Source organism: Brachybacterium sp. GPGPB12 (genome assembly GCF_038396325.1).
GTDB classification, from domain to species: domain Bacteria; phylum Actinomycetota; class Actinomycetes; order Actinomycetales; family Dermabacteraceae; genus Brachybacterium; species Brachybacterium conglomeratum.
In genome coordinates this window covers 2,078,753-2,103,259 of record NZ_CP149573.1, presented here as the reverse complement: position 1 = coordinate 2,103,259, position 24,507 = coordinate 2,078,753, and the positions used below count along the sequence as shown (strand labels likewise).

Annotated in this window: 15 protein-coding genes and 10 pseudogenes; 21 read left to right on the top strand and 4 right to left on the bottom strand. The window is 71.8% G+C overall.

The window, feature by feature from the left end; translation table 11 throughout:
* Positions 1 to 48: 48 nt before the first annotated feature.
* From WKH84_RS12205 to WKH84_RS12170, 8 genes and pseudogenes are all read left to right on the top strand, one after another.
* Positions 49 to 519, top strand: a pseudogene (locus WKH84_RS12205) (sarcosine oxidase subunit gamma family protein); the annotation flags it as partial.
* Between the two features lie 297 nt (positions 520 to 816).
* Positions 817 to 1,305 carry an SRPBCC family protein gene (locus WKH84_RS12200; protein WP_341856879.1) on the top strand — a complete coding sequence of 163 codons (489 nt, stop codon included), beginning with the start codon at positions 817 to 819 and terminating at the stop codon, positions 1,303 to 1,305.
* A 229-nt stretch (positions 1,306 to 1,534) separates the two neighbouring features.
* Positions 1,535 to 2,062 (top strand): polyketide cyclase, encoded by a 528-nt coding sequence (locus WKH84_RS12195; RefSeq protein ID WP_341853848.1) that lies wholly within the window; start codon positions 1,535 to 1,537, stop codon positions 2,060 to 2,062.
* 40 nt (positions 2,063 to 2,102) lie between these two features.
* Positions 2,103 to 2,291, top strand: a pseudogene (locus tag WKH84_RS12190) (sulfurtransferase FdhD); the annotation flags it as partial.
* A 16-nt stretch (positions 2,292 to 2,307) separates the two neighbouring features.
* A pseudogene (locus tag WKH84_RS12185) lies at positions 2,308 to 2,571 on the top strand (hypothetical protein); the annotation flags it as partial.
* A 49-nt stretch (positions 2,572 to 2,620) separates the two neighbouring features.
* On the top strand, positions 2,621 to 2,977 hold the full coding sequence (locus WKH84_RS12180) for a formate dehydrogenase accessory sulfurtransferase FdhD (RefSeq protein WP_341853847.1): 357 nt from the start codon (positions 2,621 to 2,623) through the stop codon (positions 2,975 to 2,977).
* Positions 2,978 to 3,178: 201 nt separating this feature from the next.
* Positions 3,179 to 3,636, top strand: a pseudogene (locus WKH84_RS12175) (ASCH domain-containing protein).
* 982 nt (positions 3,637 to 4,618) lie between these two features.
* Positions 4,619 to 4,996, top strand: coding sequence for a hypothetical protein (locus WKH84_RS12170; protein ID WP_341853846.1), 378 nt, complete (start codon positions 4,619 to 4,621; stop codon positions 4,994 to 4,996).
* Between the two features lie 240 nt (positions 4,997 to 5,236).
* Here WKH84_RS12170 and WKH84_RS12165 read toward each other — a convergent pair whose 3' ends face one another.
* Complete coding sequence (locus WKH84_RS12165) at positions 5,237 to 6,196, bottom strand: sugar-binding domain-containing protein (RefSeq protein ID WP_341853845.1); 960 nt, start codon at positions 6,194 to 6,196, stop codon at positions 5,237 to 5,239.
* 146 nt (positions 6,197 to 6,342) lie between these two features.
* On the opposite strand from WKH84_RS12165, the pseudogene WKH84_RS12160 reads away from it, so the two are divergent.
* The 4 genes and pseudogenes from WKH84_RS12160 to putP all read left to right on the top strand — a co-directional run bounded on the left by WKH84_RS12160 (position 6,343) and on the right by putP (position 12,402).
* Positions 6,343 to 8,101: pseudogene (locus WKH84_RS12160) on the top strand (glycerol-3-phosphate dehydrogenase/oxidase).
* Positions 8,102 to 8,254: 153 nt separating this feature from the next.
* A pseudogene (locus WKH84_RS12155) lies at positions 8,255 to 8,977 on the top strand (MIP/aquaporin family protein).
* Between the two features lie 95 nt (positions 8,978 to 9,072).
* Positions 9,073 to 10,617 carry a glycerol kinase GlpK gene (gene glpK, locus WKH84_RS12150; RefSeq protein ID WP_341853844.1) on the top strand — a complete coding sequence of 515 codons (1,545 nt, stop codon included), beginning with the start codon at positions 9,073 to 9,075 and terminating at the stop codon, positions 10,615 to 10,617.
* A 240-nt stretch (positions 10,618 to 10,857) separates the two neighbouring features.
* The gene (putP, locus tag WKH84_RS12145; protein WP_341853843.1) at positions 10,858 to 12,402 is read left to right on the top strand and encodes a sodium/proline symporter PutP; all 1,545 of its coding nucleotides are present in this window, start codon (positions 10,858 to 10,860) and stop codon (positions 12,400 to 12,402) included.
* A gap of 210 nt (positions 12,403 to 12,612) precedes the next feature.
* Here the strand turns inward: putP and WKH84_RS12140 are convergent, their stop codons facing one another.
* Both WKH84_RS12140 and WKH84_RS12135 read right to left on the bottom strand, forming a co-directional pair.
* Positions 12,613 to 13,488, bottom strand: a complete 876-nt coding sequence (locus tag WKH84_RS12140) for an SMP-30/gluconolactonase/LRE family protein (RefSeq protein WP_341853842.1) — start codon at positions 13,486 to 13,488, stop codon at positions 12,613 to 12,615.
* 102 nt (positions 13,489 to 13,590) lie between these two features.
* Positions 13,591 to 15,282, bottom strand: coding sequence for an FGGY-family carbohydrate kinase (locus WKH84_RS12135; protein ID WP_341853841.1), 1,692 nt, complete (start codon positions 15,280 to 15,282; stop codon positions 13,591 to 13,593).
* A 177-nt stretch (positions 15,283 to 15,459) separates the two neighbouring features.
* Here WKH84_RS12135 and WKH84_RS12130 point away from each other — a divergent pair, with 177 nt between their 5' ends.
* The 9 genes and pseudogenes from WKH84_RS12130 to WKH84_RS12090 all read left to right on the top strand — a co-directional run bounded on the left by WKH84_RS12130 (position 15,460) and on the right by WKH84_RS12090 (position 22,647).
* Positions 15,460 to 16,212, top strand: a complete 753-nt coding sequence (locus tag WKH84_RS12130) for a sugar-binding domain-containing protein (protein WP_341853840.1) — start codon at positions 15,460 to 15,462, stop codon at positions 16,210 to 16,212.
* Positions 16,213 to 16,282: 70 nt separating this feature from the next.
* On the top strand, positions 16,283 to 16,408 hold the full coding sequence (locus WKH84_RS12125; RefSeq protein WP_341853839.1) for a hypothetical protein: 126 nt from the start codon (positions 16,283 to 16,285) through the stop codon (positions 16,406 to 16,408).
* Between the two features lie 195 nt (positions 16,409 to 16,603).
* Entirely contained in the window at positions 16,604 to 17,704 is a 1,101-nt protein-coding gene (locus WKH84_RS12120; protein WP_341853838.1) for an alcohol dehydrogenase catalytic domain-containing protein, read from the top strand.
* A 72-nt stretch (positions 17,705 to 17,776) separates the two neighbouring features.
* A pseudogene (locus tag WKH84_RS12115) lies at positions 17,777 to 18,034 on the top strand (arabinose ABC transporter permease); the annotation flags it as partial.
* An 82-nt stretch (positions 18,035 to 18,116) separates the two neighbouring features.
* Complete coding sequence (locus WKH84_RS12110) at positions 18,117 to 19,136, top strand: MFS transporter (protein WP_341853837.1); 1,020 nt, start codon at positions 18,117 to 18,119, stop codon at positions 19,134 to 19,136.
* A gap of 164 nt (positions 19,137 to 19,300) precedes the next feature.
* Positions 19,301 to 19,669: pseudogene (locus WKH84_RS12105) on the top strand (SDR family NAD(P)-dependent oxidoreductase); the annotation flags it as partial.
* A gap of 82 nt (positions 19,670 to 19,751) precedes the next feature.
* On the top strand, positions 19,752 to 20,087 hold the full coding sequence (locus WKH84_RS12100; RefSeq protein ID WP_341856878.1) for an SDR family oxidoreductase: 336 nt from the start codon (positions 19,752 to 19,754) through the stop codon (positions 20,085 to 20,087).
* A gap of 183 nt (positions 20,088 to 20,270) precedes the next feature.
* Positions 20,271 to 22,006 (top strand): annotated as a pseudogene (locus WKH84_RS12095) (dihydroxyacetone kinase family protein).
* Positions 22,007 to 22,180: 174 nt separating this feature from the next.
* A pseudogene (locus WKH84_RS12090) lies at positions 22,181 to 22,647 on the top strand (ribose-5-phosphate isomerase).
* Between the two features lie 76 nt (positions 22,648 to 22,723).
* Here the strand turns inward: WKH84_RS12090 and WKH84_RS12085 are convergent.
* Positions 22,724 to 24,436, bottom strand: a complete 1,713-nt coding sequence (locus WKH84_RS12085; RefSeq protein WP_341853836.1) for an MFS transporter — start codon at positions 24,434 to 24,436, stop codon at positions 22,724 to 22,726.
* Positions 24,437 to 24,507: the final 71 nt, after the last annotated feature.

The following is a 24,507-nucleotide window of genomic DNA, read 5'->3' as shown; positions in this document are numbered from 1 at the left end:
CGTCCTGGAGCCGCGCGCGCCGCCCCCGCCCGCCATCTGACCGACCTGATGGAGGGCGCCGCCGTCACCGGGGCGCGCGCCGTGACCCTGCGCGAGCACGAGTTCGCCGTGCAGATCGGCCTGCGGGCCGCGCCCGGCGAGCAGGGCGCGACGGCGCTCGAGTCCGTGCTCGGCGTGCCGCCGCCGACGGCGCACGGCCAGGTGACCGGCGACCTGGACAGCCTGCACGTCCTGCGCCTCTCGCCGGACGAGTTCCTCGCCGTGGATGTCTCCCGCCGGCAGGAGCCCGGCGTCGAGGCGCCCTACCGCGAGGCGCTCGAGGAAGGGGTCCCCGGGCAGGCCGTGGATCTCTCCGCCAACCGCACCGTGCTGGTGCTCGAGGGCCCCGGCGCCCGCGAGGTGCTCGAGAAGAGCGTCGCTCTGGACCTGCACCCGCGCGTGTTCGGCGTCGGCCGGGCTGAGGCGACGCCGCTGAGCACCATCCCGGTGATCCTCGTGCGCGCTGGCGAGCAGACCTGGCGGATCCTGCCCCGCGCCTCCTTCGCGGACCACATGGTGCGCTGGCTCGTCGACGGCATGACGGAGCTCGGCTCCGCCTGCCCGGAGGAGGAGTCCGCGCGGCCGCTCGGTGCGCCCCGCGCGCGACGCCTGAGCTCGCCCCCGGCGCGGCGCGAGGGGCCGACGGGATCCGTCCGTCGGCCCCTCGCGCCGTGCCCGGTCGCTCCCAGGGAGTGCCCGCGCCGCGGTGAGCAGGCAGTTCGACCGCCCGGTCGTCGCGGCGTGACATCGCGCGCGCTCACGAGGCAGGGTGGGGGGATGAACACAGAGCAGACCCATCTGACCGTCACCCGCACGATCGACGTGCCCGCGAAGGACGTGTTCGCGGTGCTGACCCTGCCCGCCCGCCACCACGAGTTCGACGGCTCCGGCTTCGTCCGCGCCGCCGACGACACCGAGCGGATCACCGCTGTGGGCGAGAAGTTCGTGATGAACATGCACGGTGACCACATGGGCGGCGACTATCGCACCCACAACTTCGTCACCGCGTACGACGAGAACAAGATGGTGGGCTGGAAGCCCGCTCCCGAGGGGGAGGACGGCGGCGCCCCCGAGGGCCCGAAGGGCTGGGAGTGGCTCTACGAGCTCACCCCGCAGGGCTCGGACGCGACCGAGGTGTCGCTGACCTACAGCTGGTCCGACGTCACCGATCCCGAGCCGCTCAAGCAGATCCGCTTCCCGATGATCCCCGAGGAGGATCTGGAGCAGTCGCTGAACCTGCTCGCCGCCGCGGTCACGAAGGACTGATCGCGCAGGTCGCCGCCGCGGCGACGAAACGGCGGTCCCGCGACCCGCCCCCCGTCCGGGTGGGCGGGCCGCTGCGCGCCCGGGCCACCCATGCATGGACCGCCCGCATCCGCAACTCACCGCCCCGGCCGAGCCCGTCAGCCAGGGAAGGAGCCTCGCCCGGGCCGCCGATCTCTGGCACGCTTCATGAAGACGGCGACGACGCCGCCCCGACCCGAGGAGCACCGCCATGGCCGACGCACAGTCCCTCCCCGCCGACGCCCCCGTCCCCGACGAGATCGTGCACAGCGTGCTGATCGACGCGAGCGCGGAGAAGGTGTTCGCGGTCATCCGCGAACCCGGCTGGTTCATCAACGACGGCGAGTACCGCGAGCACGAGATCACCACGTCGGGCCCGGTCACGCGCGTGGTCGACCCCGTCCACGGCGCCTTCCAGCTCGCGATCGAGGCGCACGAGCCGCCGAACCGTGTCGCGTTCCGCTGGCTGGGCGGCGGGCTCGGCGAGATCTCCGACGCCCCGAACAACACCGTCGAGTTCGTCATCGACCCCGCCGGCACCGCGGCCCGGAACAGTGTGCGGCTCACCGTGCGCGAGCGCGGCTTCGCGAAGCTGGGCCTGGACGAGGCGGCCCGACGGCGCAACTACGAGGAGAACCTCCACGGCTGGCGGCAGGAGCTCGAGCTCGCCAAGCGGCTCGCGGAGAACGGCCGGAACGGCGCCGCCGCGTCGGGATCCGGGAAAGACGCCCACGACTGAGGGCACGCCGCACCGCAGGTGAGCGGACTATCCTCGAGGGATGGGCAGGGTCACCGACAGCACGCGGATCCGCACCGTCAGGGTGCGGGACGGGAAGCTCTACGCCGGACGCAAGGGCGACCATGTCGCCGTCGAGGAGCCGCTGGACATCCGCCTGAACGGGCAGCGACTCTCCCTCACCATGCGCACCCCCGGCAACGACGTCGAGCTGATCCACGGCTTCCTCCACGCCGAGGGCATGATCCGTGACCGTGAGGACGTGGCCGAGGCCCGCTACTGCGACGGCGCCGTGGTCGACGCCGGCGGCGGCTTCGCCCAGAACACCTACAACGTCATGGACTTCACGACCACCCGGCCGCAGCTTGCTGCCGCAGGTCGCACGCGCCTTCACCACCACCTCCGCCTGCGGGGTGTGCGGCGCGGAGAGCATCGACGCCGTCCGGCAGAAGAGCCGGTACACGCCGCTGCAGTCCTGGGCATTGGACCCGCACGTGATCCTCCGCGCCGCCCGCGAGCTCTCCGACCAGCAGGCCGTCTTCGCCCGCACCGGCGGCGTCCATGCCAGCTGCGCTCGTGGACCTCGAGGGGAACCTGCTCGTGGTCCGCGAGGACGTGGGCCGGCACAACGCGGTCGACAAGGTCATCGGCTGGGCCCTGCTCGAGGACCGCCTGCCGCCGCGGGACTGCTTCCTGCTGGTCTCCTCCCGGGCCAGCTTCGAGATCGTCCAGAAGGCCTGCATGGCCGGGATCCCGATGGTGGCCTGCGTCTCCGCCGCGAGCTCCCTCGCCGTGGAGACCGCCCGCGAGTTCGGTCAGACGCTCGTCGGCTTCACCCGCGCGCGGGACGACGGGGACGGCCGCATGAACCTCTACACCCACCCCGAGCGCCTCGACCTCTCCGCCGCCGAGGGCTGACAGGGCAGGGTGGCCCGACCTGCTCCTGCGGTCCGGCTCGGGCGGCTCGCATCCTGCGGTCCGGCTCGGGTGGCTCGCACCCGTCGGCCGTACTCGCAGGCAGGATCCGTCGGCCGCACTGTCCGGCCGGCCCGGTGGACGGGCCTCGCGGGTCGGTGCCGATGGTCGGCCCCGCGCCTTCGTGCCCGATAGGGTGCGGGGGTGACCAGCGACGACGCCGCCCTCCAGCAGTTCTGGGCCGAGGCCCGCACCGCCCGCCCCGAGTCGCCCGAGCACAGGCCGGAGGCCTGGGCGTTCGGCGCCACCCCCGAGCACGCCGACGGGTCGCTCCGCCTCGTGCTCGACGGCGTGAAGACGGGGACCGCCTCCTCGCTCCGGGACTACGAGGCCGACGGGGACCCGCTCCCGGAGGTCGGCGAGCTGTCGATCATCCTCGACGGCGCTGGGCGCCCCGCGCGGTGCTGGAGACGACGGAGGTCACGACCGTCCCGTTCGACCAGGTCACCGCCGAGCACGCCCACGCCGAGGGGGAGGGCGATCGGACCCTCGCGGCCTGGCGGCAGATCCACGAGCGCTTCTGGACCGAGCACTCGGCCGACGGCTTCGCGGCGGACATGCTCGTCGTCTGCGAGCGGTTCCGCCTGATCCACCCCCGCTGACCGCCCCTTCCCTCCAGGTGGTCGACGCGTCGCCCGCCGATCGCAGGGCGGGGCATGAAGAATGCGTCATTCTCAGCCACTTCGGGCCCAAAATTGGTTCAGAATCCGGCCCGATTGCATGGGTGGGCTGGATCAGGGCGGGTCCGACCGGGCAGTCCCGGAAGCGTCGTGAACCGTCGGAGTTCGCCGCGCACTGTTCCTCCCCACGGGTGCCCTGTCCACTTGAGAGCTGTCACATCGAGTGAGCGCAGATCGGCGTGCCTACTGTCGAGCGCATGCGGAAGTCCCTCGAGCGATATGGCGGTGCGCCGCTCCACCACAGCAGATGGCGCGAGCTCGGGTTCCACTCGCGGGACCTGGCGTCGCCGAGCTTCACGACGGTGTTCCCCGGCTATCGCACCCCTACCGACGATCCCGCGAACTTCAACGCGATGGGGGCGGTGCTTTGCAGAACCGAGTGCTTCCCGGAGCAGTGCTCAGCCACTCGACCGCGGCAGTGCTCTGGGGCATCCCTCTCCCGCTCGCGCTCGACGGCGGCGTGGACCTGCTTCGCTCCGGTGCCGTCGTCGGCCCTGACGGTGTCGAGCGGATCCCCTCCATCGTGCCCGGAGAGTCACTGCGGGACGGTGCACAGCCGCCGACCATGCATGTCCGTGTAGCCAGGGGCGGGAGCTCCGGCCTCGGGCGAGGCGCCGTTGTCCATCGGTCGCGGGCTGGGCCGACGGCGTCCCTCGGTTCGCTCGTCACCTCCTCTCCGTCCGAGGTGCCTGCGGGAGCTTGCTTCCGAGATCCCGCTCTGGGACCTGGTCGCCGCCGTCGATGGAGTGATCGGTCCGAGATCGCGCGCGCAGGGGTGGACCTGGGCTCGTTGATCCCTCAGATCTCCGAGGGCAAGGGTCGCCGCGGAACGCCGGGCGCCCTTGCCGCCCTCCGCCTCGCACGTACAAGGGTGCGATCGCCGGGGGAGACGATCTTTCGCCTCTTGCTCGCGGAGGCAGGCTTCCCGGAGCCGACGCTCAACCACCCGGTGCGGGATCCGATCACCGGTCGGACCAGGGAGATAGATCTCGCCTGGGCCGAGATAGGGATCGGACTCGAGTTCGACGGCGATGGGCATCGCCGCACCAAAGGGCAGTGGCGAGAAGACGAGCGACGGCGTGACGAGCTCGCGTCCCACGGCTGGACTCTCAGCCGGGCCAATGGGAAGGACCTGTTCTGGCCGACGCGCATACTGCTCCGCCTGCGACGCACGATGGCGGAGCGGGGGTCGCACGTTCCTGACGAGGCCCGTGTGCGGGGCGCGGTCATCGACGTCGGGCAGCGAGGACTCTCGACGCGCATCGCCCGACGGCAGGGCTGATCTCGTCGAAGACCTTGCTGAGGACCTGGACGCGGAACGGCACCCTTGCTGCGGCGCCGACCCGGGAAGCTGTCGACGCCTGCGCTCCGACGGGCAACGGGGCGAGAAATGCGCGATTCTCAGCCGCTATCGGCTCCGAAGTGGTTCAGAAGCACACCAGATTCCACAGGCGCGCCAGAGATGCGCGGGGCGCAGGGCGGGCCAGGGTCAGCAGGCCAAGCCGGGAAGAGGCGCCTCTCTTCAGCGCAGGGCGAGCGGCGCCGTGGCGGTGACCGCATCGATGACCAGGTCCGTCGCGACCCCGGCCCGCGCCGCCGCCCGCAGCGGCGCTGCCTTGCGGGAGCCGGAGGCGACCAGGAGGCGGCGTGGGATCCGGGCCAGGCGGTCCGGGGCGGTGCCCGATCCGCGCGCGTTCATGGCGATGTCGCGGAAGGTGCCGTCGGCCCGCAGGAACACGGTGCACACATCGCCCACCGCACCGTCGGCCCGCAGCGAGCGTAGGTCCGCGGCCGTGAGGTAGTTGTGGGTGTAGACGTGGCTGGGGACCTCCGCGTCGAAGGCGCCGACGCTGAACACCGCGACCGTGGCCTGCGTCTGCGTCTCCAGCACCCGCTGCACCGAGCGCTCGTGCCACATCGCCTCGCGCGTGGCGGCGTAGTCGAAGAAGGCCGGGACCGGGAACTGGTGCACCGTCGCGTCCCATCGCTCCGCCGCCCGGGCGAGCACGGTCGCGATATAGGTCAGGCCCGAGCCCTCGACGTTGATCGCGCCGTTGAGTCGCACGATCCGCATCCCGGGAACGGGGCGTGGTCGGACCGTGCCCAGCAGTGCCGCGACCGTCGTGCCCCAGGCGATGCCGAGCGTGGAGCCGGGCTCGAGCATCTGATCGAGCGGCTCCGCGGCCTCCTCGACCACGGCGGCGAGGCGGTCGCGCTGATCGCTCTCGGGCGGATCCGGCACCACGTGCACCTTCACCCCGTACTGGCGGGCGATGCGTCGTCCGAGGTCCTCGACGCGATGCGCCTCGGGCGGGCGCAGGGTGATCTGGACCAGGCCGGCCTCGCGCGCGTCCCGCAGCATTCGTGACACGGTCGAGCGGGACACCCCGAGCTCTCCGGCGATCGCCTCCATGGTCTGGCTCTGCCCGTAGTACATCCGTGCAGCGGTGAAGAGGTCCTCGAGTCGGGAAGCGGGGGTCATGGACACCAGTCTTGCACGTTCGTGCACCTGGCTTGCGTGATGCTGCACGCCCGTCCCAGGATGGCGGCGTCACCGCCGCGGAGAGCGCGACGGGCCCGGCCGCGAGCGCCGGGATCACCAGGTGCCGATGCGAAGGAGCGACCAGCGTGTCCGAACAGCAGCGATCCGCACTCACCCCCGAGGGCCGCGGCGAGCACCTCGCCCGCCTGCGCGCCACGACCGCCGAGAACCCGCTGGACGTCCTCGTCGTCGGAGGCGGGGTGAACGGGGCGGGCGCCGCCTTCGACGCCGCCACCCGTGGCCTGTCCGTCGGCCTCGTGGAGTCCCACGACTGGGCCTCCGGCACCTCCTCCCGCTCCTCCAAGCTCATGCACGGCGGCCTGCGCTACCTGCAGATGCTCGACTTCAAGCTGGTCGCCGAGGCGCTGCGCGAGCGCGATCTCTTGCTCGAGCACACCGCCCCGCACCTGGTGAAGCCGATCAAGTTCGTCTTCCCCTTCTTCAAGAAGGTCATCGACCGCGGCTTCATCGGCTCCGGCGTCATGCTCTACGACGCGATGCAGTCGGTGGGCCGCAAGCGCGCCGTCCCCTTCCACCGCCATCTCCTGCACGACAAGATGCTCGAGGTGTTCCCGGCACTCGACGGCGACAAGGCCGTCGGCGCGCTCGAGTACTACGACGCGCAGGTCGACGACGCCCGCTTCGTGATGATGCTGGTGCGCTCCGCCGCCCAGCTCGACGCCTCGGTCGCGAACTACACCACCGTCGTCGACTACCTCCACGAGGGCGAGCGCGTGGTCGGCGCCCGGGTGCGCGACGAGGAGAGCGGCGAGGAGTTCGACGTCCGCGCCCGCCACGTCATCCTCGCCGGCGGCGTCTGGACCCAGGAGCAGCAGGAGCTCGCCGGGGCCGACGGCGGCCTCGAGGTCCTCGCCTCCAAGGGCATCCACGTCACCGTCGCCCGCGACCGGATCCCCGCCGTCCCCGACACCGGCATCATCACCCAGACCGAGAAGTCGGTGCTGTTCATCATCCCGTGGGACGAGTACTGGGTCATCGGCACCACCGACACCCCGTGGACGCAGGACCCCCGCGACGTGGGCGCCACCTCGGACGACATCGACTACGTCCTCGAGCACGCCAACGCCGTGCTCGCCGACGACCTCACCCGCGAGGACGTCATCGGCGTCTACTCGGGCCTCCGCCCCCTGCTGCGACCCGTGAAGAAGGGCTCGGACAAGGGCTCGACCAAGGTCTCCCGCGAGCACACCGTCATGCAGGTCGAACCCGGCCTGAGCGCCATCGCTGGCGGCAAGTACACGACCTATCGCGTGATGGCCGAGGACGTCGTCGACTTCGCGATCAAGGACACCGAGCCCGGCCGCCCGTCGCTGACCCGCTCGGTCCCCGTCATCGGTGCGCAGGGCTACGCGGCCCTGGTGCGCGACAAGTCCGAGATCAGCAAGCGGATCGGCGGCGAAGAGTCCGGCGCCGACGAGATCCGCGTCGATCGGCTCCTGTTCCGCTACGGCGACCTGCTCACCGACGTGCTCGCCCTGATCGACGAGGATCCGTCCCTCGCGACCCCGCTCGAGCATGCCCCGCGCTACCTGCGCGCCGAGGTGGTCTATGCCGCCCGCGCCGAGGGGGCCCGGCATCTCGCCGACGTGCTCGAGCGCCGCACCCGCCTGGACTACGAGACCCGTGACCGCGGCGTCGCGGCGGCCGACGAGGTCGCCGCGGCCGCTCGCGCCGGAGCTCGGCTGGGACGAGACGACCGTGCGCGCCGAGGTCGACGCCTACCGCGGGTACATCGAGGCCCGTCTCGCCGGGGAGGCCACCGCCTCCGACGCCGAGGCCGCCGCCCGCATCGCGGCCGCCGCGGAGGTGCCCGCCCGCGGCTGACCCAGAACTCCTCCCCGGTCGTGACCCGGCCGGGGAGGCTCTCCGCGGGCGACTCCGCCCGCGGACCATGGGCGGGCAGGACCCGCCCCTCTCCCCACCATCTGGATGCCACCGGTCCCGCAGAGCCGCGGGACCGCTCGACGAGGAGGACCCATGGCAACCATCTTCCTGTACGAGATCGCCGGCACGGCGATGCTCACCCTGCTGGGCGGCGGCGTCGTCGCCAACGTCGTGCTGGGAAAGACCAAGGGCAACGGCGGAGGCTGGTCGCTCATCAGCTTCGGCTGGGGCCTCGCGGTCTTCGCCGGCGTGTGGGTCGCCTACAAGACCGGCGCCCACCTGAACCCCGCCGTGACCCTCGGCCTGCTCTCCAGCGGCGCCGAGGAGTACGGCCCCGGCATCGCTGTGAACTTCGCCAACACGATCGCCTACTTCCTGGCCGAGATGATCGGCGCCTTCCTCGGTGCCGTCGTGGCCTGGCTCGCCTACAAGACCCACTACGACCAGGAGAAGGATGCAGGCACCATCCTCGGCACCTTCTCCACCGGCCCGGAGATCCGCTCGCACGGCTGGAATCTGGTCACCGAGATCATCGCGACCTTCGTGCTGGTCTTCGTCATCGTCATGTTCGGCAACACCCCGCACGGCCTGGGCCCGCTCGCGGTCGCGGCGCTGGTCGTCTCGATCGGCGCCTCCCTCGGCGGGCCCACGGGCTACGCCATCAACCCTGCCCGAGACCTCGGTCCGCGCCTCGCCCACGCCGTCCTGCCCATCCCGCACAAGGGCGAAGCAGCGACTGGGGCTACGCCTGGGTCCCGATCGTCGGCCCGGCTGCTCGGCGGCGCCCTGGGCGGCCTCGCCAGCATGGCCTTCTGACCCACCCGCTCCAGCCGGGCGGCTCCCGTGCGGCCGCGCAGAGCCGTCCGGCACCATGACCACAGCACGACGTTCATCACCACGAAGGAGTTCCGATGACCGACTCGACGAAGTACATCCTCTCGATCGACCAGGGCACCACCTCGACCCGCGCGATCGTCTTCGACCACGCCGGCCAGATCGTCTCGACCGGCCAGCAGGAGCACGAGCAGATCTTCCCGAAGTCCGGCTGGGTCGAGCACGACCCCATGGAGATCTGGCGGAACACCCGAAGGGTGGTCGGTGATGCCCTCGTCGGTGCCGAGATCAACCGCCACCAGCTGGCGACCGTGGGTATCACCAACCAGCGCGAGACCGCGGTGGTGTGGGACAAGAACACCGGCGAGCCCGTCTACAACGCAATCGTCTGGCAGGACACCCGCACCGCCAAGATCTGCGACGAGCTCGCGGGCGACGAGGGCGCCGACAAGTACAAGGAGCGCGTGGGCCTGCCCCTGGCCACGTACTTCTCCGGTCCCAAGGTCAAGTGGATCCTGGACAACGTCGAGGGTGCCCGCGAGAAGGCCGAGGCCGGTGACCTAATGTTCGGCAACACCGACTCCTGGCTGGTGTGGAACATGACCGGCGGTGTGAACGGCGGCGTGCACGTCACCGACGTCACCAACGCCTCCCGCACCATGCTGATGAACATCGACACCCTCGACTGGAACGAGGACATCGCCAAGGACATGGGCATCCCGCTGTCCATGCTCCCGGAGATCAAGTCCTCCTCCGAGATCTACGGGTACGGTCGCAAGCAGGGCCTGCTCATCGACACCCCGATCGCCGGCATCCTCGGCGACCAGCAGGCCGCGACCTTCGGCCAGGCCTGCTTCGAGATCGGCCAGGGCAAGAACACCTACGGCACCGGCAACTTCATGCTGGTCAACACCGGCGAGGACCTGGTGCGCAGCGAGAACGGGTCGCTCACCACCGTCGCCTACAAGATCGGCGAGAACAAGCCCGTCTACGCCCTCGAGGGCTCGGTCGCGGTGACCGGCTCGCTCGTGCAGTGGATCCGCGACAACCTGGGCCTGATCAAGGACGCCCCGGAGATCGAGGACCTCGCCAAGCAGGTCGACGACAACGGCGGCCTGTTCGTGGTCCCGGCGTTCTCGGGCCTGTTCGCCCCGCACTGGCGCTCCGACGCCCGCGGCGTGATGGTCGGCATGACCCGCTTCCACAACAAGAACCACATCGCCCGCGCGGTCCTGGAGGCCACGGCCTTCCAGTCCCGGGAGGTCCTCGACGCGGCGATCGCCGATGCGGCCTCCGAGGGCGTGGAGCTCACCGAGCTCAAGGTCGACGGCGGCATGGTCATGAACGAGACCCTCATGCAGTTCCAGGCCGACATCCTCGGAGTGCCCGTCGTGCGCCCGAAGGTCATCGAGACCACCGCGCTGGGCGCCGCCTACGCGGCCGGCATCGCGGTGGGCTACTGGGAGGGCGAGCAGGACGTCATCGACAACTGGGCCGAGGACAAGCGCTGGGAGCCCCAGATGGACGAGGAGACCCGCGACCGGTACATGCGCCTGTGGCGCAAGGCCGTCGAGCGCACCCTCGACTGGGTCGACGACGACACCGACGCTCTGTTCGGCTGATCGACGATCTGCGGGCGCCCGGCATCTCGAGAGATGCCGGGCGCCCGCATGTCCGGGGAGAGGTCACCTTCCGGACACAGGATGGGGTGATCGGGGTCACCTCGGCGTAGGCTCGTCGATACCCGTCCGCCGAGCACCGGTACGGTGGCCCGTCGTCCCGGTCCGGCCCGTCGGCCCTGCGTGCGAGGTCGCCACGGCCCCGGAGTGTCATCCCTTCCCCACCAGAGATCGGAGAGACCCATGGATCTCGCCTTCAAGCTGGTCGCCCTCGTCGTCTACTTCGGCGGCATGATCGGCATCGGCCTCTACGCCTTCCGCAGGACCAAGGGCGGCGAGGACTACATGCTCGGCGGCCGACAGCCGCACCCCTTCGTCGCGGCGCTCTCCGCCGGGGCCTCGGACATGTCCGGCTGGTCGCTGATGGGCCTGCCCGGCGCGCTGTACATGAGCGGCATGGTCGAGGCGTGGATCGCGATCGGCCTGACCGTCGGCGCCGGTCTGAACTGGATCTTCGTCGCCCCGCGCCTGCGCCAGTACACCCAGATCGCCGGCAACGCGATCACGGTGCCGAGCTACTTCGGCAACCGTCTCCACGACCGCACGAACATCCTGCGGATCGCGGCGGGCCTGATCATCCTGGTCTTCTTCACCTTCTACGTCTCCTCCGGCATGGTCGCCGGCGGCGTGTTCTTCCAGTCGATGTTCGGCGGGCCCTACCTGACCGGCCTGCTCCTCGTGGGCGGCGTGACGATCCTGTACACCCTCTTCGGCGGCTTCCTCGGCGCGAGCTACACCGACGTGGTGCAGGGCCTGATCATGCTGGTCTCCCTGATCATCGTGCCGATCACCGCGATGTTCGTCGTCGGCGGGCCCACGGCGATGTTCGCCTCGGTGCGCGAGGTCGACCCCTCCTTCGGCTCCCTCGTCTCCGGCGGCACCTGGGTAGGGATCCTCTCCGCCCTCGCCTGGGGCCTGGGCTACTTCGGCCAGCCCCACATCATCGTGCGCTTCATGGCGCCGCGCTCCTCGCGCGACGCGAAGTACGGCACGATCGTCGGGATGAGCTGGATGATCCTGTGCGTGACCGGCGCCGTGTTCACCGCGATGGCGGGCCTGGCCTACTTCCAGCAGAACCGCGACGTGCAGATCACCGACGCGACCAACGGCGAGTCGGTGTTCCTCGACCTCGCCCAGGTCCTGTTCCATCCGCTGATCGCCGGCATCCTGCTGGCGGCCGTGCTCGCGGCGATCATGTCCACGATCTCCTCGCAGCTGATCGTGACCACGTCCGCGCTGGTCGAGGACATCGTCGGCGGCGCGGGCGTGAAGCTCGGCGACGGCGCCAAGCTGTGGGGCGGCCGCATCGGCGTGCTCGTCGTCTCCGTCGTCGCGGTGATCCTCGCCCTGGATCCCGAGAGCTCGGTGCTGGCCCTGGTCGCCTTCGCCTGGGCGGGCTTCGGCGCCGCCTTCGGGCCGATCGTGCTGCTGTCGCTGTTCTGGCGTCGCCTGACGACGGCGGGCGCTGCGGTGGGCATGATCTCCGGCGCGGTGGTCGCCTTCGTCTGGGGCCAGTTCGAGCCCGACGTCAGCTGGGGCCTGTTCGGCGAGGAGCACCTCTACGAGATCATCCCCGGCTTCGCGATCTGCCTGGTGCTCGCGGTCGTGGTCAGCCTGATCACCCCGCGCCCGCCCGCCAAGGCGATGGAGGAGTACGACGACATGCTCGACTCCCTCGCCACGGGCGAGGCCCGGGACCGCTCATCGGAGGAGCCCGCCGCGGCCTGAGCCGTCGGCGTCCCGGCCGGCGGTGCCGTCCCTGGCTTCAGGCCGCCATCCCCGGCCCAGGCCGTCGGTGCCTACCCCGGCGCCCTGGCCCCGGCGTCGCACACTTCTGCGCTCCTGGCGTGACCTCAACGGCTATACGACCCTCAGGTCACGCCAGGAGCGCATTTGTCGTCACGGCCGGCCCCGGGGGCGCAGGGCCGGCCGTCGGGGTCAGGCGTCCGGATCGACCTCGTCGGGATCGCCGAAGAGGTTCTCCTCGGTGGGGCCGACGACGCCCGGACGCACCGAGAACAGCGAGCCGGCTTCCGGATCGTCCCCGTCGGCCACGTTCTCCCGGCTGGTGGTGATGAACAGGGTCCCGCGGTCCTCGCCGCCGAAGGTGCAGGCCGTGACCTGGCGCGCCGCCACCGTGATCCGCTCGGCGAGCCCGCCCCGCTCGTCCAGGCCCAGGACCTGAGAGCCGCCGAACATCGCCACCCACACCCGGCCCTCGGCATCCAGGCACAGCCCGTCCGGGCCGCCGTCCTCGCCGGAGAGGTCGGCGAAGGGCCGGCGCTCGACGAGCCCGTCGGCGTCGGACCAGTCGAAGAGGTCGACCCGTCCGGTGGGGGTGTCGACGTAGAAGGCGCGCGTCCCGTCGGCCGTGAAGGCGAGGCCGTTGGAGATCGTGAGGTCCCCGAACTGCCGGGTGGTGGTGCCGTCGGGCATCAGGCGCCACATCGCGGCGGCGCCGGGCCGCTGGTCATAGGCCATCGAGCCGCACAGGAAGGAGCCGTCCGGCGCGATCGCGCCCTCGTTCATGCGCACGGCCTCGTCCCACAGCGGCGGCGGCGCGCGGATGGACCCGTCGGCGTCCTCGAGGCCGAAGCCCTTCTCGAGGGCGAGCACCGCCCCGCCGTCCGCCGCGGGGCGCACGCAGGCCACGACCGGGCTCGGGGTGGGCAGGCGCCGGGCCGTCCCGTCGGCGTCGAGATGCGGCATGTCCCCGGCGAGCATGTCCACCCAGCGCAGGCCGTCCCAGGTCTCTGACCAGTACGGACCCTCCGCGTGGTGACAGAGGGATTCGGTGAGTCGGTCGGCATGCATGGGGCTCCCCTTCCGGGCGCAGGATGCGGTCGACCGGCGCGCGGAGGTGCCGGTAGGGCCACCGTACGGGGTACGACGACGCGGCGTGCCGGACTCCCGGCCTCAGTGCTCCTGCATCGCCGCGAGCGCGTGGGTGATCTCGTAGGTCGCGGGGTAGAGGTCGCGGTAGAGCCGGTACAGCTCGTCGTACCGCTCGCGCCGCGCCGGGTCCGGGACGATCTCGTGATCGGTGGGGTTCCAGCGGGAGACGTCGGTGCCGTGGGCGAGGCGCGCGGCGAGCATCGAGCCGCCGTAGGAGGCGCCGACGACGCGCCGCGGTATCCGCTGGACCAGGCCCGTCACGTCGGAGACGATCTGCGGCCACAGGTCGCTGCGGGCCCCGCCGCCGACGGCGACGACCCGGTCCAGGCTGAGCTCGGCCGCGGTGAGGGTCTCGAGGTGGTGGCGCACCCCGAAGGCGGCGGCCTCGAGCGCGGCGCGGTAGAGGTCCCCGCGGGTGTGTGAGAGGGTCAGGCCTGCGATCACCCCACGGGCGCCGGGGTCGGCGATGGGGGAGCGCTCGCCGGCGAAGTAGGGGAGCATGACCAGCCCGTTCGCGCCGGGACCGCTGGCCTCCGCCTCCGCGAGGAGCTCGTCGAACTCCGGGGAGCCGGTCAGTTCGCGCGACCAGCCGGTGATCGCCCCGGAGGAGGCCATTCCGCCCGAGAGCGCGTAGGCGCCCGGCTCCACCCCGGAGGTGGGCCACAGGGTGCGGCTCGCGACGGGCTCCACGGTGGTCGCGACGAGGAAGGTGGTGGTGCCGTACATCAGCATCAGGTCGCCCGGGGAGGCGGCGTCGACGCTGACGGCCTCCGCCCAGGCGTCGATGGTGCCGGTGATGACCGGGATCCCGGCGCGCAGACCGGGCACGAGCCGCGCGATCGCGCTCTGCACGGTCCCCGCCGCCTCGCCCGCCCAGCGCGGCTCCGGGAGCTCGAGGCCGGGGCCGACGCGCTCGGCCCACTCGGGATGCCACGTCTGGTGGCGCAGGCTGTACATCGGAGCGGACTGGCTGGCGCTGACGTGGTCGAGCACGTACTCGCCGGTGAGGCGGAAGGCGAGATACGAGGCCGGCATGAACAGCCGACGCGCCCGCGCATAGACCTCCGGCTCGTGCCGGGCGACCCAGGCGACCTTCGGCCCGGCCGCCTGCGAGGTGAGCATCCCGCCGCAGTGCGCGACGATCTCCTCCCTGCCCAGCACGTTCGTGAGGTGGTGGATCTCCTCGCCCGCGCGGGTGTCCACGCCGTAGAGGATCGCGGGGCGCACCGGTTCGCCGCGCTCGTCGGTGAGCGGCACGCAGGGGCCCATCCCCGAGACGCCGATCGCGGTGACTTCCGCAGTGACGTCCGCGGCGCCGGTCGCGGTGAGCTCGCGGGCGATGTCCACGAACTCCTCCCACCAGATCTCCGCGTCCATCTCGACGTGGCCCGGGGCGGGGCGGGAGACCGAGTGCTCGCGCACGGCGGTGGCGAGGATGGTCCCGTCGAGCGCGACGAGGGTGCCCTTCGTGCTCGAGGTGCCGACGTCGACGCCCAGTACGGCGGGGATCGTCGCGCCGGCTGGCGCTCCGGCCGTTCGGGGCGCGGCCGACGGGGCGGACGAGGTGGTGGGGGCGACGGATCCGGCGGTGGTCGCCGCCGCCGTCCGCGAGGCGGGCCGCGCCGCCGGCGCCGCGGTCGCTGGCGACGCCGCCGAGGAGTCTGACGGGGCGGTCCGCGGAGCAGGGGTCACCGCCCCCGTGCCTGCCGTCATCGCGCCGCCTCTCCGTGCCGTCATCGCCGCAGACCATCCTGCCACCGTCCGCCCTGCCAGGGGCACAGGACGGGCCCCTGTTCCGCAAAGCACCGCCCGGCGTTCATTAGGATCATCGGCGCGAGCCCCGCCGCCCCGGGGCCCGGACACGGCCTTCACGGAGAGGGAGGAGCATCGATGCTCGAGACCGCGATGGACCTCCAGTCGCTCCACCGCGCCGCCTCCGCCTACTACGTCGACGGGGTGCGTCAGGCCGAGGTCGCCGAGCGCCTGGGCGTCTCCCGGCCCACGGTCTCCAAGCTCCTCGCCGAGGCGCGACGGATCGGGATGGTGCGCTTCGAGGTGCTCGAGCCGCCCACTGCCGACCTGCCCGATCTCGGCGCCCGCCTGCAGGACGTGCTCGGCGTCCGCTCCGTGCGCATCGCCCCGGGCAACCAGGTCCAGCGCGACTACCGCGGCATCGGCGACCTGCTGGGGGAGGAGCCGCGCTCCCTGGACCTGCAGCGAGGCGATGTCTTGCTGATCTCCTCGGGCAAGACCACCTACGCCGTCAGCGGCATGCCCGGGCCGCCCGAGCCGCCGGGAGTGGTGATCGCCCCTACCGTCGGCGGGCGACAGGAGACCGACCCGTCCTTCCAGACCAACGAGATCGTGCGCCGCTTCGCGGACCGCACCCGGGCCGAGCCGAAGTTCATGTTCGCCCCGGCGAGCCCCTCGGAGCGACTCTGGGAGTCGCTGCAGGCCGACCCCAGCTTCCGCGAGATCACCGACCTGTGGGCGCGCGCCCGCGCCGTGGTGGTCGGGATCGGCGAGCCCTACCAGGGGCGCGCGGCGCTGACCTCCGTGGTGCCGCGCGACGAGACGGCGGCGCGCTCCCGGCCGTCGGCGACATCAACCTCCACTTCTACGACATCGGCGGGCATCCGGTGAGCTATCCCGGATCGGAGCCGCTGGTGCGCCCGCCGCGCGCACTGCTCACCGCGCGCCGACCTCGATCGCGATGGCGGCGGGGGAGCGCAAGGCGCCCTCGATCCTCGCCGGCGCCCGCACCGGGCTGTACACGACGCCGCTGACCGACGAGCCGACGGCCCAGGCCGTGCTCGCGCTCGCCGCCTCGATGGGCTGACCCCGTCCGATTCACCCCTGGCATACCTCTGAACTGCGTCGCCCGGGTGTAGAACATTTGTGCTTGACGTTTGTTCCCGGTCTGCCTAGAGTGTCCCTCGTCAGGCCCGACCCGTCGGCGCGCGCTGTGGCGCCCCAGGCCGGGCGGAACGTATCGAAGGAGATGTGTCTTACGTGAGCCAGCGCCCCCGCCACCATGCAGGCCGTCGTCATGCATGCCCCCGAGGACTACCGCCTCGAGGAGCGCCCGGTCCCGACCCCCGCCGCCCATGAGCTCCTGATCCAGGTCGAGGCCGTCGGCGTCTGCGCCTCCGACCTCAAGGCCTACGCCGGCGCCGCCAAGTTCTGGGGCGACGAGAACCGCGACCGCTGGGTCGAACCGGGCATCATCCCCGGCCACGAGATCACCGGCACCGTCGTGCAGGGCTCCGACGAGATCCTCGCCCACCACGGCGTCTCCGTCGGCGACCGCATCGTCGTCGAGCAGATCGTCCCCTGCGGCGAGTGCATGTACTGCCAGCGCGGCTGGTACTGGATGTGCGCCCCGCACGACATGTTCGGCTTCAAGCACTACCACGGCGGCATGGCCGAGTACATGATCGTGCCGAAGCTCGCCCGCGCCCACAGGATCTCCAAGGACATCGCACCGCAGCACGCCGCCTACGCCGAGCCGCTGTCCTGCTCGATGCACGCCGTCGAGCGCGCCGAGCTGGAGTTCGACGACGTCGTCGTCATCGCCGGCGCCGGCCCCATCGGCCTCGGCGCGATCATCGGCGCGGCCCACAAGAACCCCAAGCTCGTCATCGCCCTCGACTTCGACGACGAGAAGCTCGAGCTCGCGAAGAAGTGCGGCGCCGACCTCACCCTGAACCCCTCGAAGGTCGACATCTACGAGGAGATCCGCGGCCTCACCGGCGGCTACGGCGCCGACGTCTACATCGAGTGCACCGGCCACCCCAGCGCCGTGCCGCAGGGCCTGAACCTCGCTGCGCAAGCTCGGCCGCTTCGTGGAGTACTCCGTGTTCAAGGAGAACGTCTCCGTGGACTGGTCGATCATCTCCGACGACAAGGAGCTCGACGTGCGCGGCGCCCACCTCGGCCCGCACACCTGGCCCGCCGCCATCAAGATCATCGAGAAGGGCGACCTGCCCCTCGACGAGATCTGCACCCACCAGTTCGGCCTCGCCGACTTCCAGAAGGCCCTCGACTCGGTCGCCGACTCCGCCGGCGCCTCCGTCAAGGTCTCCATCCTCCCCGGCCGCTGAGTACGGCCCCGCTGATCCCGGATCAGCCCTGACGGGGCGGCCGACGCCTCGATGATGCCGCCGGCCGCCCCGAGCCTCTCCCCCTCGCACACAGGAGTGCCCCTATGAGCGCCGTACCCTCGACCACCCAGCCCGGACCCGCCGTCCCGGCCGCCGGGTCGTCCCAGGAGACCTTCCTGGACCGACTCGGCATCCCCCATCCGCTGCGATGGGGCTTCCTCGGCGTGCTCGTCTTCATGACGGGCAACGGCGTGGAGACCAACTTCGTCTCCCCGCACATGGCCGAAGTCTTCGGCGGCGGCGACAACATGATCAACCTCGCCGCCACCATCATCACCTTCTACTCCCTCGCCTCGCTGGTCGGCTCCTATCTCGCCGGCGCCCTCTCGGACCTGTGGGGCCCGCGCAGGGTGATGATCTTTGCTCGGCCTCGTCGTCTGGCTGGTGTTCCAGGCCGCGTTCCTCGGCGCGCTGTCCACCGAGTCGATCCCGCTGGTGGCCGCGACCTACTTCGTCCGCGGCTTCGGCTTCCCGCTGTTCGCCTTCTCCTTCCTGGTCTGGGTGAACGCCGTGGTCCCCAAGGAGCGCAACGGTGCGGCCGTCGGCTGGTTCTACGTCATGTTCACCGGCGGCATGCCCACCATCGGCTCGCTCGTCGCGATGGGCCTGATCCCCGCCTTCGGCGGAGGCTTCTTCGGTGAGCGCTGGGCCATGGCCGCCTCCTCGCTGATCGTGATCGCCGGCTTCCTGATCGCCTGGTTCGGCGTGCGCGAGAAGCACGGCTCGATGCGGCTGGCCCCCGAGGGCGAGTCCTCCCGCCAGGTGATCTTCTCCGGCGTCAAGCTCTCGCTGACCAACAAGCGCGTGATGATGGGCTTCCTGACCCGCCTGATCAACACCGCCCCGCAGTTCGGCATGTTCATCATCCTGCCCACCGTCATCGCCGAGACCCTCGGCTGGGGGCAGAGCCGCTGGTCGCTGATGACCTCGATCGTCTTCGCCGGCAACATCCTGTTCAACGCCGCCTTCGGCGCCCTCGGCGACCGCATCGGCTGGACCACCACGGTGCGCTGGTTCGGCATCGTCGGCTCCGCGATCGGCCTGCTGCTGTGGTGGTACGTGCCGCACTGGGTGCCGGCCGGCTCCGACTGGGGCTTCATCGTCGCCGTCATCGCGGGCACCGTCTTCGGCATCCTGCTGGCCGGATTCGTGCCGCTCGGCGCGATCATGCCGGCGCTCGCCCCCGACCACAAGGGCGCTGCGATGGCGATGTACACGACCGCCGCGGGCGGCGCGACCTTCCTCGGCTCGGCCGTGGTCGCGATCGTCCGTCCCTGGGGCGGGAACGTCGGCGTGGTCTGGGCCTTCGTGGCCCTGTACGCCCTCGCCTTCCTGATGACCTTCGCGCTGAAGGTCGACCAGCCCCGTGTCGGCAAGAAGAACATCGCCGCCGCCGAGGCCTGATCCGCGCCCCGGGGGCCGACGCAAGGACCCGTCGGCCCCCGGGACTCGTTCGTCCTGGCCGATCCGTCCGCTCGTCCATCGCGCACGACCCGCGCGCCCCGACCCGCGCGCGCGCCCGTCGGCCCCGCCTCTCCCGTCCGCCCACTGCTTCGAAGGAGTCCTTCATGACCTCCGCCATCAGCCCCATGTTCGACCTCACCGGGCGCACCGCCCTCGTCACCGGCGGCGCGAAGGGCCTCGGCCTCGCGATGGCCAAGGGTCTCGCCCAGCACGGCGCCCCGATCGTGCTGGCCGACATCGACGACGCGACCGGCCAGCAGGCCGCGAAGGACCTCGCCGCCGAGACCGGGGTGGAGGTCTCCTACCGCCACCTCGACGTCACCGACCAGGCGATGGTCGAGAAGGTCGTCGCCGAGATCGACCAGGAGGTCGGGGGGATCGAGATCCTGCTGAACAACGCCGGGCGCACCATCCACCACCCGGTCGAGGACGGCGACGGCGAGAAGTGGCGGGCCGTGATGAGCCTGAACCTCGACGGCGTCTACCACGTGCTCTCGGCCGTCGGCCGGGCCATGCTCGAGCGGGGCCGCGGCGAGCATCATCAACACCGGCTCCATGAGCGGCATCATCGCCAACATGCCCCAGACCCAGGCCTCCTACAACGCCTCCAAGGCCGCGGTCCACAACCTCACCCGCTCCGCCGCGCTCGAGTGGGCCTCCCGCGGCGTGCGCGTGAACGCGATCGCGCCCGGCTACATGCGCACCGAGCTGACCCGCGGCTTCTACGAGGAGGGCGGCGAGCAGATCGACATCTGGAACGCGATGACCCCGATGTCCCGCCCGGGCGAGCCGGAGGAGCTCGCCGGCGCCGCCGTGTACCTCGCTTCCGACGCCGCGAGCTTCGTGACAGGCTCGATCCTGTCGATCGACGGCGGCTACACCGCCGCCTGAGCCCCGGCGGCCGACGGATCACCCCGTCGGCCGCCGGGCCCGTCGGCCGAGGCGCCGTGGGGGCGCGGTCGTCGCCGCCGGCCCCGCGCCCGCCACTGCGGCCGCCGTGCCCGCCCGGCGCCGGCCCGACGCCCGCCGCACATGCCCCCATCCGCACCGACCCCGCCGATCCGGAGAGACCCGATGACCTACCTGTTCGATGACCCCCAGACCTTCCCCTCCGACGCCGTCGAGGGCCTGGTCGCCGCGCACCCCGAGGAGTCGCTGCGCGTGCACGGCGGCGTGGTGCGCGCGAAGCGGACCCCCGCCGGGCGACCTGCGCTCGTCGTCGGCGGCGGGTCCGGGCACTACCCGGCCTTCGCCGGCTGGGTCGGTCCCGGCTTCGCCCACGGCGCGCCCTGCGGGAACATCTTCTCCTCGCCGTCCTCCGACCAGGTGTACTCGGTCGCGAAGAACGCCGAGAACGGCGGCGGCGTGATCCTCGGATTCGGCCACTACGCCGGGGACGTGCTCCACTTCGGCGTCGCCGCCGAGAAGCGCGCGCCGAGGGCATCGACGTGCGCATCGTCGCCGTCAGCGACGACATCGCCTCGGGCCGCGAGGGCGAGCACCGCGACCGCCGCGGCATCGCCGGCGACCTGCCCGTCTTCAAGGTCGCGGGCGCTGCGATCCAGGCCGGCGCCGACCTCGACGACGCCGAGCGCCTCGCCTGGAAGGCGAACGACGCCACCCGCTCCCTCGGCGTCGCCTTCGACGGTCGCACCCTGCCCGGCGCGGAGGACGCGCTCTTCCACGTCCCCGAGGGGCGGATGGCGATCGGCCTGGGCATCCACGGCGAGCCCGGCATCGACGAGCGACCCATGCCGAGCGCGAAGGAGCTCGCGAAGGTGCTGGTCGACGGCGTGCTGGGCGAGACCCCCGAGCTCTCCTCGGACCGCGTCGCCGTGGTGCTGAACGGTCTGGGCACCGTGAAGTACGAGGAGATGTTCGTGGTGTGGAAGCACGCCTCGCAGCTCCTGCTGGAGGCGGGCCTGACCATCGTGCGCCCCGAGGTGGGCGAGCACGTCACCAGCCTCGACATGGCCGGACTGTCCCTGACCGTGATGCGCCTGGACGAGGAGCTCGAGCGAGCACTGGCTCGCCGCGGCCGACGCCCCCGCCTTCCGTCGCGGCGGCACCGTCGAGGGTGACCTCGGCACCGAGCGCACCGAGATCTACACCCCCGGCGAGGACCCGATCCCGGACGCGTCCGACGAGTCGAAGGAGTCGGCGCGGCGGATCGCCGGGATCCTCGCCGACGTCGAGGCGCGCTGGTCGAGCTCGAGCCGGAGCTCGGCCGGATGGACGCGATCGCCGGCGACGGCGACCACGGCCAGGGCATGGCGCTCGGCGCGAAGGCGGCCCGCGCGGCGACCGACCGCGTCGTCGGGTCCGACGGGGGTGCCCGCACCGTCCTGGTCCAGGCCGGTGCGGCCTGGTCCGCCGAGGCCGGCGGCACCTCCGGCGCGCTGTGGGGCGCGGCGCTGACCAGCCTCGGCGGCGCCTTCTCCGACGACGCGCCCGTCTCCGGCGAGCACCTGCTCACCGGCCTGGTCCAGGCGGTCGAGGCCGTCGAGCGGCTCGGCGGGGCGAAGCCCGGCGACAAGACCATGGTCGATGCGGCCGTGCCCTTCCGCGAGGCGATCGCCCTCGCCCAGGCCACGGGCGCCGAGGAGGGCGACGGCCCGGCCGCCTCCGCCTCCCGTACGATCGGGACCGCGGCGGCCCGCGCTGTCGAGGCGGCCGAGGCCACCGCGGACATCTCCGCGACCCTGGGCCGCGCTCGCAACCACGGCGACAAGTCCGTGGGCACCCCCGACCCCGGCGCGATCTCGTTCTCGAAGATCGTCACGGCGCTGGCCGAGAAGCTCTCGGCCTGATCCCCAGGCCGAGCCAGCCGGGCTCTTCCCGGCTCGGAGCGCTCCGAGAAATGTGCGATTCTGAGCCATTTCGGGCTCGAGAGTGGCTCAGAATCGCACGTTCTTCGTCATTGCCGGGCCCGGACGGCCCTCTCTGCCTTTCACTACTCGTACTACCCACCTCAGGAGGACATCATGGGTTTCACCATCGTCACCGGTTCCGACAACGCCGGCTACGGCCACAAGTCCGCGCTCAAGGAGCCGCTCGAGCAAGATCCCCGCGTCGAGAAGGTCATCGACGTGGGCGTGACCGGCCGCGAGGACGGCACCTACTACCCCAACGTCGCCGTCGAGGCGGCGGAGAAGATCGCCGCGGGCGAGGCGGACCGGGGGTCGCTGGTCTGCGGCACGGGCCTGGGTGTCGCGATCTCGGCGAACAAGGTCTCCGGCGTCCGCGCCGTGACCGCGCACGACCTCTACTCGGTGCGCGCTCGGTGCTCTCGAACAACGCGCAGGTCCTGTGCATGGGCGAGCGCGTGATCGGGCTCGAGCTCGCGAAGGAGCTCGTGAAGGTGTGGCTCGACCTCGAGTTCGACCCGGAGTCGTCCTCGGCGGCGAAGGTCGACGCGATCTGCGCCTACGACGGCTCCCTCGACAAGTGAGCTGAGCCCGGACCCGGCACGGTGCCCCGGGCTCGGGAACGGGCTCCGGCCCGGGCCCTGCCGCTCGGGCGCGATATCACCGGGTCGGGCTCGGTACCTGGGCAGTGATCGCACCGACGCCCCTGCGCGTCCCCACCGGCCGGTTGTTCGACGTCGGGTACCAGGACCCCGCCAGTTGTTCGACGTCCGGTACCAGGAAACTGGTACCGGACGTCGAACAACCCCGCGCGTGGAACCGGACGTCGAACAACCCCCGCGAGGTGGTGCCGGTCGTCGAACAACACGTGCCTGGTGACGCGTGGCGCTGATCGCCGCGCACCCCATGCCATCGCGACAGCGCCGGAGGCCTACTCCGCCAGCGCCTTCCCCGCTGCTCGGGCAGGGTGAAGGCCGCGGCGGCGGCGACGGCGAAGGCGAGCGCGAACACCCCGAAGGCGAGCCACTGCCCGCCGGCGAGCACCAGCGCCGGCACCAGGAACGGGGCGATGATCGAGGCGAGGCGGCCGAAGGCGGCGGCCGCGCCCGTGCCCGTGCCGCGCACCGCGGTGGGGTAGAGCTCCGGGCCGATCGCGTACAGCGCGCCCCAGGCGCCGAGGTTGAAGAAGCTCAGCAGGCGACCGGCCACCAGGATCATCGCCTCGGAGTCGGCCATGCCGTAGCCCACGGCGGACAGCGCCGAGCCGGCGAGGAAGATCGTGAGGGTCCAGCGCCTGCCGAGCACCTCGATCAGCCATGCCGCGGCGGCGTAGCCGGGGATCTGGGCGAGCGTGATGATCAGGGTGAAGGTGAACGACTTCGTGAGGTCGAAGCCGCGATCCACCAGCGACGTCGGGATCCAGATGAACGCGCCGTAGTAGGAGAGGTTGATGCAGAACCACACCACCCACAGCCCGGCGGTGCGGGCGCGGAGGGACGCCGACCAGATGCCGCCGGTCGCGACCTGATCGGCCTCCGGCACGACGCCGACCGCGTCGGCGGAGACACGGCCCCCATCGCCGACGCCGGTGACCTGCGCGTCGGGCGCGGTACGGGCCTCGGGGGAGTGCGGGACCGCCGGAGTCCCGGCATCGATCCCGGCGGAGTCCTCGAAGTCGCGGACGATCCGCTCGGCCTCCTCGTGACGGCCCTTCGTCTCCAGGAAGCGCACGGACTCGGGCATCCCGAGCCGGATCACCAGCGAGTAGACGGCCGGGATCATGCCGAGCGCGAGCGCCCAGCGCCATCCGGCCGGCCCCGACGTCGTGACGAACGTGCCGATCACGGCGGCGAGGATCCAGCCGCCGGCCCAGAACGCCTCGAGCCACACGATGATCCGGCCGCGGATCCGGGCCGGCGCGAACTCGCTCATCAGCGTCGAGGCGACGGGCGCGCTCGGCGCCGAGCCCCAGGCCCACCACGAAGCGCGCGCGATCAGCGTGCCGACGCCCAGGGCGAGGGCGGAGGCGCCGGTGGCCAGGCCGTAGACGAGGAGGGTGAGGGCGAAGACGGAGCGTCGGCCGATCCTGTCGGCCAGCGACCCGCCGAGGCTCGCGCCGATCGCCATCCCGGCGAAGCCGGCGGAGGCGATGAGGGACCCGTCGGACTTCGCGAGGTCCCAGTGGACGGTGAGCGCGGCGATGACGAAGGAGATCAGGCCGACGTCCATGGCGTCGAGCGCCCAGCCGATGCCGGAGGCGCCCAGCGGCTTGCCGTGCTTGCGGGTGAAGGGGAGGCGGTCCAGGCGCTGCGAGCGGGTGAGCGGCCGGCTGACCGGGGCCGCGGACTCCGGGGCGAGGGGGGAGGGGCTCATGTCATCTCCGACGACGAGGGGAGGGGTGGGCACATCATGGCCTACCGCGACCGCTGCGTCGTGCGGCGTGG

Coding starts and splice junctions, on each gene's coding strand:
- WKH84_RS12125 (WP_341853839.1), top strand. CDS start 16,283: ATGGCGGCGGGGGAGCGCAAGGCGCCCTCGATCCTCGCCGGCGCCCGC.
- WKH84_RS12180 (WP_341853847.1), top strand. CDS start 2,621: ATGCCAGCTGCGCTCGTGGACCTCGAGGGGAACCTGCTCGTGGTCCGC.
- WKH84_RS12165 (WP_341853845.1), bottom strand. CDS start 6,196: ATGACCCCCGCTTCCCGACTCGAGGACCTCTTCACCGCTGCACGGATG.
- WKH84_RS12085 (WP_341853836.1), bottom strand. CDS start 24,436: ATGAGCCCCTCCCCCCTCGCCCCGGAGTCCGCGGCCCCGGTCAGCCGG.
- WKH84_RS12200 (WP_341856879.1), top strand. CDS start 817: ATGAACACAGAGCAGACCCATCTGACCGTCACCCGCACGATCGACGTG.
- glpK (WP_341853844.1), top strand. CDS start 9,073: ATGACCGACTCGACGAAGTACATCCTCTCGATCGACCAGGGCACCACC.
- WKH84_RS12135 (WP_341853841.1), bottom strand. CDS start 15,282: ATGACGGCAGGCACGGGGGCGGTGACCCCTGCTCCGCGGACCGCCCCG.
- putP (WP_341853843.1), top strand. CDS start 10,858: ATGGATCTCGCCTTCAAGCTGGTCGCCCTCGTCGTCTACTTCGGCGGC.
- WKH84_RS12195 (WP_341853848.1), top strand. CDS start 1,535: ATGGCCGACGCACAGTCCCTCCCCGCCGACGCCCCCGTCCCCGACGAG.
- WKH84_RS12120 (WP_341853838.1), top strand. CDS start 16,604: ATGCAGGCCGTCGTCATGCATGCCCCCGAGGACTACCGCCTCGAGGAG.
- WKH84_RS12140 (WP_341853842.1), bottom strand. CDS start 13,488: ATGCATGCCGACCGACTCACCGAATCCCTCTGTCACCACGCGGAGGGT.
- WKH84_RS12130 (WP_341853840.1), top strand. CDS start 15,460: ATGCTCGAGACCGCGATGGACCTCCAGTCGCTCCACCGCGCCGCCTCC.
- WKH84_RS12100 (WP_341856878.1), top strand. CDS start 19,752: ATGAGCGGCATCATCGCCAACATGCCCCAGACCCAGGCCTCCTACAAC.